Source organism: Microbacterium meiriae, from assembly GCF_040702565.1.
GTDB lineage: Bacteria > Actinomycetota > Actinomycetes > Actinomycetales > Microbacteriaceae > Microbacterium > Microbacterium meiriae.
In genome coordinates this window covers 233,434-246,082 of the sequence record NZ_JBFBLJ010000003.1, presented here as the reverse complement: position 1 = coordinate 246,082, position 12,649 = coordinate 233,434, and the positions used below count along the sequence as shown (strand labels likewise).

The following is a 12,649-nucleotide window of genomic DNA, read 5'->3' as shown; positions in this document are numbered from 1 at the left end:
GGCCCCTTCCGTCCCCGCCTCCCCCCTTCCCCCGCGACACCTGCACGACCGCGCGACACCTGCACGACGGATCGGCCCGCCAGGTCATGCCCGCGGACCGAGGTCGTGCAGCCGGAACCGCGGTCCCTCAGCCGTCGAGGTTGTCGGAGACCACTTCGAGGGCGTGTGCCCGAGCCTGGACGGCGGCGTCGCCGCGGGCGGAGGTGACCGCGGCCGCGAAAACCTCGGCGAACACGAGGAAGGCGACGCGGGAGGCGTGCTGCAGCTCTTCGCGGAAGCTCACCCCGGCCGGGGTGATGACGAGCGACAGGGAGGCCGCGTCGGTCAGCGCGGAGGACGCGAACGAGGTGAGTGCGATCACCGTCGCACCGCCGCGGGCGGCGGCGGTCGCGACACGCAGGCTCGCCTCATTGGCTCCGGAACCACTGACGATGACGCACACGTCCTGCTCCGTGAGATGCCGAGCCGCGATCTGCTGGGCGATGGCGTCGGCGATGAACTCCGCCGGTCGCCCTGCCGCCGTGAGCCGCATCGCCAGATCGCTCGCGATCGGCGACGAGAGACCGTTCGCCAGGACCAGCACACGTCGCGCGGAAGCGGTCGCGGCGACTGCCGCGTCGACGGTCGCCGGGTCCAGGAGACTCGCCAGCATGGGGAGGGACGCCGCGACACGGTCGATCTCACCGCGCATCCGCCCCAGCACACCCGGCCCGTGATCGACCGCAGCGTCACCGCTCCCCCCGCCGAGCTCGGCGGCCAGCGCGACCCGGAGCTGCGGGTAGCCGCGGTAGCCGAAGCCCTGGCACGCACGGACGACGGTGGCGCGGCCGACACCCGCCCGGTCGGCGAGCTCCTGCGCTGTCCACTCCACGACGGCGTCGGCGGAGTCCAGGATGAGCTCGGCCACCCGCCGCTCCGCGGGCTGCAAGGTGTTGCGGACCGCGGCGATGCGCACGCTCGGCGGAGAGCTAGGGGCGAACACGGGCTCGGGCTCCCTCCATGATCCGGCGGCGGATCGCGCCGGATACCGCGTCGATCAGCATCGTCACCGTGACAACCACGATGAGCAGGACACCCACCGTCGACCACTCACGGTACTGGGTGTAGGAGGTGAGCATGTCACCGATGCCGCCGACGCCGATGAGGCCGAGGACGGCCGACGAGCGCACGTTGATCTCGAAGCGGTAGAGCCAGAACGACCAGAACGCCGGTTCCGCCTGTGGCCACACTCCCCATCGCAGCACCTGGAGAGTGCTGCCGCCGGCCGCGTGTGCCGCCTCGATGGGGCCACGGGGCACGGCTTCGACGGCCTCATAGCCCCATTTGCCGAGGGTGCCGATGCCGTTGAGTGCGAGCGCCAGGGCTCCCGTGAAGGGCGTGAGCCCTGTCACCGAGAGGATCACGATCGCGATGATGATCTCCGGGACCGCGCGGATGAGCGAGAACAGCCCGCGAAGCAGATTGCGCAGCCAGACCGGTCCGAAGCCGCGAGCGGCCAGCAGGCTCAGGGGTGTCGCGAGGAGGATGCCGAGCACCGTGCCGACCCAGGCCATCTCGATGCTCCGCCAGGTCTGCCACAGGGCCTCGGGGAGCTTCTCCCAGTTCGGGTCGCCGAACATGAGCACGGTGTAGCGGACGATCTCCGCCGGGAGATCGGCGAGGCGCGCCCAGGAGATGTCGATCGACCAGAAGGCCAGCACGATCACGGCGGTCACGAGGCCCCATCCGACGAGGAGCCAGGGGCGCCGAGGCCGGGCGGGGACGGCGGTGAGGGGCGCGGTCATACGAGCCTCCGTCGGACGGCGTCGGAGACCACGTCGATCACGATCACCACGATGAGGATCTCGAGGATGATGAGCGAGAGCTGGTCGTAGCGGTAGAACGTGCGGACGGCGTCGATGAGCAGCCCCATCCCGCCCGCGCCGACGAGTCCGAGCACGGTCGATGCGCGCACGTTGAGCTCGAAGACGTAGAGGGTCTGGTTCGCGAAGGCGGGCCAGGCGTCCGGAAGGGCGAGCGTCCGGTTGATCTGCATCTGCGTCGCGCCCACGGCCCGGCCGGCCTCGAGGGGCCCGCGGTCGTTCGTGTCGATCGCCTCGGAGACGAGCTTGACGATGATGCCGATGTTGAACAGGACCAGCGCCAGGATCCCGGGAAGGGCGCCGACGCCCACCATCGCCACGAGGATGGCGGCGTACAGCAGGTCGGGAACACTGCGCACGACGTTGAGGACCCCGCGCACGACCAGTCTCGCGCCCGTGTTCGGGTTCGTCGCCCGCGCCGCCCAGAAGCTCAGGGGCAAGGACACGGCGGCGCCCAGGGCGGTGGCGATGACCGCCATCTGCAAGGTCTCGATCAGCGGCGGGACCGTGCGCGGGAAGAACGACCAGTCGGGCACCAGCAGCTTCAGCACCTTGTCGGCGCCGTTCTGCCAGTTGCGCGCGATCGCGTCGAGGTCGACTCCGATGCCGACACCGGGCAGACACATCACGACCGTCACGGCGACCACACCCGCCAGGACAGCGGCTCCCTTCCAGGCACCGGGTGGGCGCGCGGGCACGTCGAGCGGTGCCACCGCGGTGTCCTGGTCGACGACGGGGGTCACGCGTCCAGCCGATCGTCCGAGGTGAGCGACCGGCCGTAGATGCCCTCGAAGTCCGCGTCCGAGGCACCGGCGGCGGGGCCGTCGTAGACGATCTCGCCCGCGCGCATGCCGATCATCCGGGCGCCGTATTCACGGGCGAGGTCGAGCAGGTGGAGGTTGACGAGCACCGTGATGCCGAGATCGCGGTTGATGCGCCGCAGGTCGTTCATCACGCCGTGCGCCGTGGGCGGGTCGAGGCTCGCCACCGGCTCGTCCGCCAGGACGACGCGAGGCTCCTGCGCCAGAGCGCGGGCGATCGCGACGCGCTGCTGCTGGCCGCCGGAGAGATCGGAGGCCCGCGCGTGCAGCTTGGGCAGGATCCCGACCCGGTCGAGCGCGTGGTACGCGCGCTGCCGGTCAACCTCAGGATAGGCACCGAGGAGTGTGCGCCACAGCGGCGTGTGGGCGAGACGCCCGACGAGCACGTTGTGCAGCACGCTGGCGCGACCGGCGAGGTTGAAGCCCTGGAAGACCATGCCGATGTCCCCCCGGAGCCGGCGCAGCGTGCGCGGGGAGGCGCCGCTGACGCGATGCCCGCCGACGTCGAGGGTGCCGGACGTGACCGGCACCAGGCCGTTGATCGTGCGGATGAGAGTCGACTTCCCCGAGCCGGAGAGCCCGACGACGGCGACCATCTCGCCCGCGGCGATCTCCAGTGAGACGCGGTTCAACCCGATCGTGCCGTTCGGATAGCGCACCGTCACATCGTCGAGACGGATGTTCCACGGCGTGGACGCCGCGGCCGGAGCCGCGGCGTCCACCGGGTGATGCGGAGCGGACAATTTACTGCAGCCCCAGGGCCTCGGCGGCCCGGGCGACGACGTCGAGCGACGCGGGGTCGGCCGGTGCGAGCTTGGTGATCGAGTAGATGCTCTCCAGGATCGTCGAGCCCTCCTCCGTGTTCGAGAACTCCTCGAGCGCGGTCGTGATGCGCTCCTGCAGCTCCGGGGACAGGTCGGCAGACAGAGCGACGCCGTCGTTCGGGATCTCCTCGGTCATGGCGAAGACGACGACCTTCTCCCCCACGTCCGGGGTGTCCTTCTGCACGATCGTGCGGGCGTCCCAGAAGCTGAAGCCCACCTCCGCGTCGCCGTTGTAGACGGCCAGCACGGACGCGTCGTTCGCAGTCACCGGGATCTGCTCGATGTCCGCGTCCGTGTCCAGGCCCGCCTCCTGGAGCGCGAGGATCGGGTAGATGTAACCGGCGGGGGACCCCGGGCCGAGGACGGCGACCTTCGCGCCCTCCACCTTGTCGATGCTGTCGAGACCGGCGGGTCCGGTCATGGCGTCGGCGCCGTTGCAGAAGAGCATCCCGTCACGCGCGACCGGCTCGTCCTCGCAGTACTTGTCGGGGTTGTTCGTCATGAACTGCGCCGGGTAGGTGATGTTGCCGTTGCGCTCGGTCTGCAACACGACGGACGCGTCGTACATGTCGTTCGCCTGCCAGAGCTGCAGCGACGGCAGGAAGCCGATCTGCGCCTGCCCCGCGCCCATCGCCTCGACCGCGGCCTGGTAGTCCTTCGAGACGACACCGGTCACCTCGATCCCGAGCTCTTCCGTGAGGTAGTCGGTCAGCGGGGCGGCTGTCTCCACGAGGCCGTCCTGGTCCTGCGACGGGACGAGGGCGAGGACGAGGGAGTCCGGATCCTCGGCGGGGGCGGCGGACGGGTCGGACCCGGCAGTGGTGCCGGAGCACCCGGCGAGCGCGACGGTCAGCAGGGCACCGGCGGCGGCGAGACCGAGAACCGGGCGGCGGAAGGGGGAGGTACGCATGATCATCCTTCGGTGGTGAGGGTGTGTGAAGTGGACGGAACGGAGGAGTCGGTGGCCCGCAGCCAAGCCTCGAGCTGCGGTGCGAGAGTGGCGAAGTCGGCCGCGCGGAAGGTCGGGGTCGCTGCCGGGTCGGCGAAGCCCCCGATCAGCGCGGTGGCGTGGCCGCGGGCGTGTGCGGGAGCGAGATCGTTTCGCCACATGTCGCCGATGCTCAGGATGCGGGCATCGGGCGGCAGCGCATCGAGGACCTTCTCCATCCCGGCGGGCTTGCGGGCATCGGTCACGATGCGGTCGAACAGTCCCGCGAGCCCGAGGTGCTCCAGAGCCTCCGGAAGACGCAGGGCGGGGGCGTTGGTCACCAGCACGCGCTCCGCTACGGGGCCGGCGGTCCGAAGGAACTCGACCAGGCCGCTCGGGACCGTGACCGGAGCCGCAGCCGTGGCGAGCTGGGCGCGGCTCGCCAGGTAGGCCGCGCTGAGCACGGCACCGTCGGCGCCGAAGCTGTCCGCCGCGCGGCGGACGACGTCGTACCCGTCGACGGCGTCGGGGCCCGCGACGGCGAGCGCGACGCGGACGTCGTCGACGAACCGCTCCGACGCGCCCAGCGCGGTGGCCACATGTCGGGCGTAGGCGAGGACAGGGCCGTCGCCGAGCGCGATCGTGCCGTCGAAGTCGAAGAGGAGGATGGTGGTCACGGGGTTCCTTCCGTGCGGACGCTCCGTCCAGCATGGGCAAACGACATGGACGGAACGCCCACAGCGCATGAACGCCGCGTGAACACTCCGTCCACGTCGTTCCCGTATGGTGAACGCCGTGTCCGAACTCGCTGCCCTCATGCACGCCGCCGACCGCGCCGCGACCAGCACCCCGGCCGCCGCGCAGAGCGCGATCGACGCGTTGCCCTGGCTCGATGCCTCACTCCGGGCTGATCGCGATGCGAGGCGCTTCGCCGCGTGGGGCCGGTCGACCGCCGTCGACGAGAACACCGGCGCGGGCGTCATCGCGCCCGCCCTGTTCGACGAACTCCACCGGCGCGCGGGCCTGCCGGCGACCTGGCCGGTCGGTAACGCCGGGCTCCTGCACTGCTACGGCTACCTGCTCTCGCGGGAGCCCACCCCCTACGGCCTCAAGAGCGACCGCTGGCTGACCCCGGCGCTGGCTGTCGCCTGCGGACTCCCCGAGGACGCCTTCCTCCCCTGGCTCCCCGGTCCGACGCTCCTGGCCCGAGCGACCGCCGCGGCCGCCGCCCTGTCCGCAGGCCTGCACGGATCCACGGTCGCCGTCGCCGGCCGCGAGAGTCGGGTCTTTCTGAGCGCGTCGGAGGGGCCGGCGGCCCTGGCCTACGCGGTCGCACCATCGCCGGGGCTCCCCCCGCTCCCGGTCACGCTCTTCCCCGTGACCGACGCGGCGGCGATCCTCACCGAATTCCCCACGCTGCCGCGACTCCGCTGGAACGCGGCGTAGTCAGCGCCTCGCGAACGTGCGCCGCTCCGCGGCGAGAAGCCGCCGCGAGGCCGCGACATCCGCGGCGGTCCGGGCGACGAGCTCCGCGACCCCATCGAAACGGAGCGTCGGCCGGAGCAGCGCGACGAGCTCGACCGACAGCAGCTGCCCGTAGAGGTCGCGGTCGATGTCGTGGAGGTGCACCTCGAGACGCCGCGCCCGGTCGCCGCAGAACGTCGGATTGACGCCGATGCTCGCCGTCGCCTCCCACCGCCGGTCGTCGCCGGGCAACAGCGCCCACGCCGCATAGATCCCATCGTCGGGCAGCGACCGCTCGGACAGGGCGAGATTCGCGGTCGGGAAGCCGAGCAGCCGACCGCGACCGTCGCCGGGGACGACCAGGCCGGAGAGCACCCGGGGCGCCGGTCCGCTCACACGTCTCCGGCGGGCGAGATGGCACGGTAACGGCTCTGGTGGAACACGAGCGGCTCGACGCCGTCGAAGAGCGTCACATCCTGGATCTCGTAGAGCGCGATCTCGTGGTCACCACCGTCGAACGTGCTGTGCAGCCGGCACGTGAGCCAGAGCGCGGCGTCGTCGATCAGCACGGCCCCACCCTCCGAGCGATGCCACGCATGGCCGCCGAACCGGTCGCCTTCGCGCGCGGACAGCGAGCGGCTGAGCGGCTCATGGTGCGCCGCGAGGACACTCATCCCCAGTTCGGGGACGGCGCGCAGCACGGGCCACGTCTTCGAGGTGCGCGCGGCGCTGACGGCGACGAGGGCGGGCTCCAGCGAGATCGAGGTGAAGGAGTTGACCGCCATACCGACGGCGCGGTCCTCGACGTGCGCGGCCAGCGCGACCACACCGGTCGGGTAGACGGAGAAGGCGCGACGGAGAGCGCGGTCCCGCGGCAGGGCGTCGGTCACGGCAGTGGTCATCACGAAGTCCTTTCGATAGTCAACTTTGACTAGTCTGAATTATATGCATTTTTGACCATACAAACAACAGGTTCCACCGCACCGAGCCGTTAGCATGAAGCGCATGTCGACCACCCGCCTCGTCGTCCTCGGTGCCGTCAAGCAGTTCCAACCGGTGCACGGCTACTTCCTACGCCGCGAGCTCATGACCTGGCACGTCGACGAGTGGGCGCACATCCAGCCCGGTTCGATCTACAACGCCCTCCGCGCGCTCGAAGTCGACGGCTACGTGGCGGAGAGCGGCACCGAGACGGAGGGCAAGCGCCCCGCGCGCACCACCTACCGCATCACCCCGGCCGGCGAGGTGGAGCTGCAGCGCATGCTGCGCGAGAACCTCTGGAACGTCGCGGCCTTCGACACCCAGGCGATCATGACCGTGGCCTCGTTCATGTTCGTCCTCAGCCGGCAGGAGGTCATCGCCGGCCTCGAGCACCGGCTCATCAAGAGCGACGCGATCATCACGCAGAACGGCTTCGACGTGCAGGACACCCTGCGCTCGGAGACGACCCCGGAGTACGTGCGCGAGATCTTCGACCTCTCCACCGCCCGACTCACCGCCGAGAAGGAGTGGCTCCTGACGCTGCTGGAGCGGCTGCGTGCCGGAGCGTATACATTCGCCGGCGAGACGGCGGAGACCACCCCTACGCGCTGATACCGCCGCGCCCAGCGCGGACTCAGCGCCGCGCTACCAGAGCCTCCAGAGCGGTGACGGACAGCGCCGGAGTGGTCGCCCCACGGTGACGGGCGACGATCGCCCCCGCGGCACAGGCACGGACGAGAGCGTGCTCGATGTCGTGACCCTGGGCGAGCCCCGCAGCGAGGGCGCCGCAGAAGGCATCCCCGGCTCCCGTCGTGTCGACGGCGTCGATGCGGAAGGCCGGCACGTGCACGCCGGGGCGCCCTGGCCGATGCAGCGTCACACCGGCGGCCCCCTCCGTGAGCACGACCGCCCCGGCGCCGGCGCCGAGGAGCCGCTCGACGCCGCCGAGTTCCGCGCACTCCGTCTCGTTCACGACCAGCACGTCCACCTCCGGCAGCAGGTCGACGGCGGCGGGGTGCGCGGGGGCGGCGTTGAGGATCGTGAGGGTCCCGGAGGCATGTGCGGCGGCCAGGGCGGCGGCGACCGCGGCGAAGGGCACCTCGAGCTGAGTGAGCATCACGGCCGCCCCGACGGTCCCGGCCACGGCGTCTTCCGGAGTGAGCTCGCCGTTCGCCCCCGCCGCCACGAGGATGCTGTTGTCGCCGTCGTCGAAGGCCAGCACGTGCGCGACCCCGGTCGGCGCGGACGCGGAGCGGCGGAGCGCGGCGTCCACTCCCGCCTCCGTCAGCGCCGCCTCCAGAACGGCGCCGGCCTCGTCCGCTCCGACGACGCCGCAGAACGTGGTCACGGCTCCCGCGCGGGCCGCGGCGACAGCCTGGTTCAGACCCTTGCCACCGGGGAAGCGGCCTCCGGCCCGGCCGAGCAGCGTCTCACCGACGCGGGGAGGACGCGACACCTCGACCACGAGGTCGAGGTTCGCGCTCCCCACGACGGCGACGCCGGCGAGGCTGTCAGACACGGGCCATCGTCCGCCGGAACGACGACCCGATGTGGGAGTCGGCGAGCGCGGGCGTCGGGGTGCCCATCAGCCGTTCCCGCAGCGACTCCGGCTCGGCTGCGGGGTCGGCGATCGCCCCGCGCTCCTTGAGGATCGGCAAGACGTGCTCGATGAAGTCGGCGGTCGAGGCCGGCGGGATCACCGGAGCGAAGAGGAAGCCGTCGAGGTCGGCGCCGTCGGCGAGCTCCATCATCCGGTCCGCCACCTGCTCCGGCGTGCCCACGATCGGGCGGGCGCCCACGCCGTGCGCGTGCCAGTCGCCCAGGACATCGCCCACCGTCTTGTCGGCGAAGCGCGCGACCTGCGTCTGCGAGAGTTCGGTGCGGAGCTCGGACATCGGCGTGCGTGGGTCGTACGACGACAGGTCGAGACCGGTGAACCAGGCGTAGGAGGCGACGGTGACCTCGGGATTCTGCGCATCGGCGACCTCCGCGTAGGTGCGGCGGGCCTCCTCCTCGGTGCTGCCGACGACCGCGGCGAACGCCGACATGATCTTCACCTCGTGCGCCGCACGGCCGTTCTTCACCGCCTCCTCGCGGATCGCCGAGGAATGCGTGCGGAGCTGCTCGACCGAGCCGCTCCCGACGAAGATCGCCTCGCCGTGCTTGCCGCCGAACTCGCGACCGGCGGGCGACGCCCCGGCCTGGAACAGCACCGGCGTGCCCTGCGGCGAGCGCTGCGTGTTGCCGTAGCCGTGCGAGCGGAAGTAGGGCCCGTCGTGCGCGATGCGGTGGACCTTGGCCGGGTCGGCGAAGCGACCGGACTTGTCGCGCTCCAGCGCCCCTTCCTCCCAGGCCTCCTCCCACAGCTTGTAGACGACCTGCATGAAGTCGTCCGCCATCAGATAGCGCTCGTCGTGTCCCACCATCGGCACGCCGAAGCCCTGCACCGCGGTGTCGGCCGTGCCGGTGGTGACGACGTTCCAGCCGATCCGGCCCCCGGACAGGATGTCGAGAGTGGCCAGGCGTCGGGCGAAGGAGTACGGCGGCTCGAGCAGGGTCGATCCGGTGGCGACCAGGCCCAGGCGGGTGGTCTCCGGGATGAGGGCGGCGAGGATGATCGCCGGGTCGAGCCGCGGCAGATCCAGGCCCTCGACGGAGCAGATCTCCGGCCGCTCACCGGCGACGTCGGCCCAGCCCCACGCGTCGGCGAGGAAGAGGAAGTCGAAGCCCGCGTTCTCGACCAGGCGCGCGGTGTCGCGCCAGTAGTCGAGCTTGTCGAAGAGGTAGCGCCGATTGTCGGGGTGGCGCCAGGTCGCGGTGCCGGAGTCGTTCGCCTGGGCGTTCTCGAAGAGTCCGAGCCGCAGGGTCTTCACGGGGTGCTGAGCGGTCATGGCGGATGCCTTCCTGGGAGTGGGGGATGGAGTCGTTCGGAGTTTCCGGGCACGCCGGGGGAACCCGGGGGCGCGGGGTCGCGCCCCCGGGACCGGGGGTCGTGCGGTCAGCCCTTCGCGGTGACCTCGCCGTCGCTCCACCACAGGACGCGCCGGCGCACGACCGCGAGGAGCACGATGAGGAGCACCCCGAGCAGGCAGAGCAGAGCGATGCTCGCCCAGGTCACGGGCAGGTTCGCCTGTGCCGCCGAGGTGGTGACGAGGGAGCCGAGACCGGCCTGCTGACCGGCCGCCACGAACTCGGCCACGGCGGCGCCGACGACGGCGAGGGGCAGTGCGATCCGCAGACCGGCGAACACGTACGGCATGCTGCCGGGGAACCGCAGCTCGCGGAAGATCTCCCACCGCGAGGCGTGCAGCGTCGTGAACACGTCGAACGCCTTCTGGTCCACGTCGCGGAGGCCGGCGAGCGAGTTCACGAGCATCGGGAAGAACACCACGAGGCCGGTGACGATGAACTTCGGCACCATGCCGAACCCGAAGGCGACGACCAGCGCCGGGGCGATCGCGACGATCGGCGTCACCATCACGATGATGACCAGCGGCATGACGGCCCGCTCGATGATCTGGAACTCGGCCATCACGACGGCCAGCAGGAAGCCCGCCAGTATGCCGGCGGAGGCCCCGACGACGACCTCCAGCAGCGTCACGAGGAAGTTCGACCAGTACATGCCCGCGTCCTCGACGAGGCTGGCGCCGATGGCCTCCAGCGTCGGCAGGACGTACGGGTTGGTCCACGCCACGATCTGCCAGAGCAGAGCCGCGATCACGAACGTGATCAGGGTCGGTCCCCACGAGCCCCAGCGGAGCCAGCCGGGGATGCCGCGGCGGGGCTGCGCCTTCAGCCGCGCCGTGGCGAGGGTGGCGGTGGTGTCTCTCATCGTCAGCTCAGACATGGGCCTTCTCCGTCTGCGCGCGCAGCGCACCGCGCACGACTGCCTCCAGGTCGCGGAACTCGTCCGTCGCATACGCCTCCTCGGTCCGGGGCCGCGGAAGGTTCACATCGATCACCTCGGCGATGCGGCCAGGGTGGGCCGCCATCACCACGATCCGGTCGGAGAGCATGATCGCCTCCGGCACCGAGTGCGTGACGAACATCACGGCCTTGCGGTTCGACTGCCAGAAGTCCAGCAGGGCGATGCGCTGCAGGTCGCGGTTCATCTCGTCGAGGGCGGAGAACGGCTCGTCCATCAGCATGATCGCCGGGTCGAACACGAAGGCCCTGGCGATGGCGGCGCGCTGCTGCATACCGCCGGAGAGCTGCCCCGGGTACTTCTTCAGCGCATGGCCGAGCCCGAAGGTCGACAGCAGCTCGGCGGGGTCGCGGAGGGCGCGGTCGCCGTTGGCCCCGCGGTTGATCCGCACGGGGAGCTCGACGTTCTCGCGCACCGTCTTCCACGGCAGGAGCGCCGGGGACTGCGGGACGAGACCGATCTTCTTGTCGCGGGAGGCCGCCGTGACGCTCTCGCCGTCGATCGTGACGGTGCCGGAGTCGGCGTCGAGGAGTCCGGCGACCACCTTGAGCAGCGTGGACTTGCCGCATCCGCTGGGACCGATGACCGACACGAACTCGCCCATGCCGATCGTGAGGCTCACATCGTCGAGCACCGTCACCTGGGCTCCGTCGACACCGAAGGACTTCGAGACGTTCCTGACCTCGACGCCCGCGCCGTGTGCCGCGGTCATCACTTCTCCGCCCAGACGAGGGTGTCGCCGTCGTACAGGTCGGCCACGAGATCCGGGTCCATCATGTCGGCGATGGCGGGGAGGTCCTTGACGTCGCCGTACTCCTGCACGATCTCGTACTCGGGCTGCCACATGTCCTCGGTCTGCACGCCGGGGTTGCCGCCCGCGCTCTCGCGCACCCAGGCCGACTCGACCTCCCACGTACGGGCGAGCTGGTCGCGCGGGAACGCCGCACCCTGGCCGTTCTCCTCCGCGAGGGCCGCCAGCATGTCGATGCATTCGTCCGCCTCGTCGAGGCAGAACTGCAGGGCCTTGAGGCTCGCGCGCATGAAGTCGGCGGCGACCTCACGGTGCTCGTCGAGGAAGCGCGAGTTCACCTCCATGACGTTGTACGTGCCCTCGACGCCCAGGTCGGAGGGCAGGAACTCGCTGAACGGGAGGTCCTGTGCCTTGAGGGTCTGCGGCTGGTTGGAGGCGTAGCCGACGATCGCGTCGACCTGCTCGCGCACCACGACGGTCGGGTCGTAGTTGGTCATCTTCACCATCTCGACCTTCGAGACGTCGACCCCGGCCTCATCGAGCATGGCCGAGGCGATGGGCGTGAGGTTGATGAAGTACCCCAGCGAGCCGCCTTCGAGGTCGGTGAGATCGGTGAGCTTCTCGTTGCCGAAGATCGAGAACGGCGGGGTCGTGCCGTAGGTCGCTACCGCGGTGAGGTTCTTGCTGTTCGCCGCGGCGAGCATCACATCGGAGGCGGAGCCGAGAGCGGTGAACTGCGCCTGCCCAGAGGCGACGAGCTGCTGCCCGTTCGCACCGGACGCGTTGATCTCCACGTCGAGGCAGAGGTCGTCGAAGTAGCCCAGCTCCTTCGCCAGGAACACGTCGAGCTGCCCGGCGCTGGCGGAGTAGCCGTAGCCGGAGATGTAGGTGATGGTGCCGGCATCCTGGTTGCGCTGGCAGGCGTCGCTGCCGCCCGCGCTCGTGGGGGCGGTATCGCCGCCGGGCGCCGGCGAGGAGCATGCTCCGAGCGTCAGCGTGGCGGCGAGAACGCACGTCAGGGTGGCAGTGGTGCGGAATCGGGTTTCCGCAGAGGAAGTAGCCATGAGGGTCCCTTCTCGGCCGTTCGTCATTG

Annotated in this window: 15 protein-coding genes; 2 read left to right on the top strand and 13 right to left on the bottom strand. The window is 70.7% G+C overall.

Going from position 1 to position 12,649, the window contains the following annotated elements; all coding sequences use genetic code 11:
• Positions 1-127: 127 nt before the first annotated feature.
• From AB0310_RS14905 to AB0310_RS14880, 6 genes are read right to left on the bottom strand one after another with little or no spacing between them, the layout of a single operon-like run.
• Positions 128-982 (bottom strand): MurR/RpiR family transcriptional regulator, encoded by an 855-nt coding sequence (locus tag AB0310_RS14905; RefSeq protein WP_259951349.1) that lies wholly within the window; start codon positions 980-982, stop codon positions 128-130.
• Positions 969-1,784, bottom strand: a complete 816-nt coding sequence (gene phnE / locus AB0310_RS14900; RefSeq protein ID WP_280564668.1) for a phosphonate ABC transporter, permease protein PhnE — start codon at positions 1,782-1,784, stop codon at positions 969-971. The genes AB0310_RS14905 and phnE (AB0310_RS14900) overlap by 14 nt, the downstream gene beginning before the upstream one ends.
• The gene (phnE, locus tag AB0310_RS14895) at positions 1,781-2,575 is read right to left on the bottom strand and encodes a phosphonate ABC transporter, permease protein PhnE (protein WP_363590150.1); all 795 of its coding nucleotides are present in this window, start codon (positions 2,573-2,575) and stop codon (positions 1,781-1,783) included. Before phnE (AB0310_RS14895) ends, phnE (AB0310_RS14900) begins: the two co-directional genes overlap by 4 nt.
• A 26-nt stretch (positions 2,576-2,601) precedes the next feature.
• Entirely contained in the window at positions 2,602-3,426 is an 825-nt protein-coding gene (gene phnC / locus AB0310_RS14890; protein WP_232089084.1) for a phosphonate ABC transporter ATP-binding protein, read from the bottom strand.
• A 1-nt stretch (position 3,427) separates the two neighbouring features.
• Entirely contained in the window at positions 3,428-4,417 is a 990-nt protein-coding gene (phnD, locus tag AB0310_RS14885; protein ID WP_280564663.1) for a phosphate/phosphite/phosphonate ABC transporter substrate-binding protein, read from the bottom strand.
• Between the two features lie 2 nt (positions 4,418-4,419).
• Entirely contained in the window at positions 4,420-5,112 is a 693-nt protein-coding gene (locus AB0310_RS14880) for an HAD family hydrolase (RefSeq protein ID WP_187662206.1), read from the bottom strand.
• Between the two features lie 118 nt (positions 5,113-5,230).
• Here AB0310_RS14880 and AB0310_RS14875 point away from each other — a divergent pair, with 118 nt between their 5' ends.
• Positions 5,231-5,881, top strand: coding sequence for an amino acid deaminase (locus tag AB0310_RS14875; RefSeq protein ID WP_366237533.1), 651 nt, complete (start codon positions 5,231-5,233; stop codon positions 5,879-5,881).
• Here the strand turns inward: AB0310_RS14875 and AB0310_RS14870 are convergent, their stop codons facing one another.
• Both AB0310_RS14870 and AB0310_RS14865 read right to left on the bottom strand, forming a co-directional pair.
• On the bottom strand, positions 5,882-6,295 hold the full coding sequence (locus AB0310_RS14870; RefSeq protein ID WP_280564656.1) for a riboflavin kinase: 414 nt from the start codon (positions 6,293-6,295) through the stop codon (positions 5,882-5,884).
• Positions 6,292-6,801, bottom strand: a complete 510-nt coding sequence (locus tag AB0310_RS14865; protein ID WP_187662209.1) for a flavin reductase family protein — start codon at positions 6,799-6,801, stop codon at positions 6,292-6,294. The genes AB0310_RS14870 and AB0310_RS14865 overlap by 4 nt, the downstream gene beginning before the upstream one ends.
• Positions 6,802-6,904: 103 nt before the next feature.
• Here AB0310_RS14865 and AB0310_RS14860 point away from each other — a divergent pair, with 103 nt between their 5' ends.
• Positions 6,905-7,492, top strand: a complete 588-nt coding sequence (locus tag AB0310_RS14860; protein WP_187662210.1) for a PadR family transcriptional regulator — start codon at positions 6,905-6,907, stop codon at positions 7,490-7,492.
• Positions 7,493-7,514: 22 nt separating this feature from the next.
• Here AB0310_RS14860 and AB0310_RS14855 read toward each other — a convergent pair whose 3' ends face one another.
• From AB0310_RS14855 to AB0310_RS14835, 5 genes are all read right to left on the bottom strand, one after another.
• On the bottom strand, positions 7,515-8,399 hold the full coding sequence (locus tag AB0310_RS14855) for a ribokinase (RefSeq protein WP_187662211.1): 885 nt from the start codon (positions 8,397-8,399) through the stop codon (positions 7,515-7,517).
• On the bottom strand, positions 8,392-9,771 hold the full coding sequence (locus tag AB0310_RS14850) for an NtaA/DmoA family FMN-dependent monooxygenase (protein ID WP_280564653.1): 1,380 nt from the start codon (positions 9,769-9,771) through the stop codon (positions 8,392-8,394). The genes AB0310_RS14855 and AB0310_RS14850 overlap by 8 nt, the downstream gene beginning before the upstream one ends.
• Positions 9,772-9,878: 107 nt before the next feature.
• Complete coding sequence (locus tag AB0310_RS14845; protein WP_187662213.1) at positions 9,879-10,727, bottom strand: ABC transporter permease; 849 nt, start codon at positions 10,725-10,727, stop codon at positions 9,879-9,881.
• The gene (locus AB0310_RS14840; RefSeq protein ID WP_187662214.1) at positions 10,720-11,517 is read right to left on the bottom strand and encodes an ABC transporter ATP-binding protein; all 798 of its coding nucleotides are present in this window, start codon (positions 11,515-11,517) and stop codon (positions 10,720-10,722) included. The genes AB0310_RS14845 and AB0310_RS14840 overlap by 8 nt, the downstream gene beginning before the upstream one ends.
• Positions 11,517-12,620, bottom strand: coding sequence for an ABC transporter substrate-binding protein (locus AB0310_RS14835; RefSeq protein WP_259954413.1), 1,104 nt, complete (start codon positions 12,618-12,620; stop codon positions 11,517-11,519). Before AB0310_RS14835 ends, AB0310_RS14840 begins: the two co-directional genes overlap by 1 nt.
• Positions 12,621-12,649: the final 29 nt, after the last annotated feature.

Coding starts and splice junctions, on each gene's coding strand:
- phnE (WP_280564668.1), bottom strand. CDS start 1,784: ATGACCGCGCCCCTCACCGCCGTCCCCGCCCGGCCTCGGCGCCCCTGG.
- phnD (WP_280564663.1), bottom strand. CDS start 4,417: ATGCGTACCTCCCCCTTCCGCCGCCCGGTTCTCGGTCTCGCCGCCGCC.
- AB0310_RS14865 (WP_187662209.1), bottom strand. CDS start 6,801: ATGACCACTGCCGTGACCGACGCCCTGCCGCGGGACCGCGCTCTCCGT.
- AB0310_RS14860 (WP_187662210.1), top strand. CDS start 6,905: ATGTCGACCACCCGCCTCGTCGTCCTCGGTGCCGTCAAGCAGTTCCAA.
- AB0310_RS14850 (WP_280564653.1), bottom strand. CDS start 9,771: ATGACCGCTCAGCACCCCGTGAAGACCCTGCGGCTCGGACTCTTCGAG.
- AB0310_RS14845 (WP_187662213.1), bottom strand. CDS start 10,727: ATGTCTGAGCTGACGATGAGAGACACCACCGCCACCCTCGCCACGGCG.
- AB0310_RS14840 (WP_187662214.1), bottom strand. CDS start 11,517: ATGACCGCGGCACACGGCGCGGGCGTCGAGGTCAGGAACGTCTCGAAG.
- AB0310_RS14835 (WP_259954413.1), bottom strand. CDS start 12,620: ATGGCTACTTCCTCTGCGGAAACCCGATTCCGCACCACTGCCACCCTG.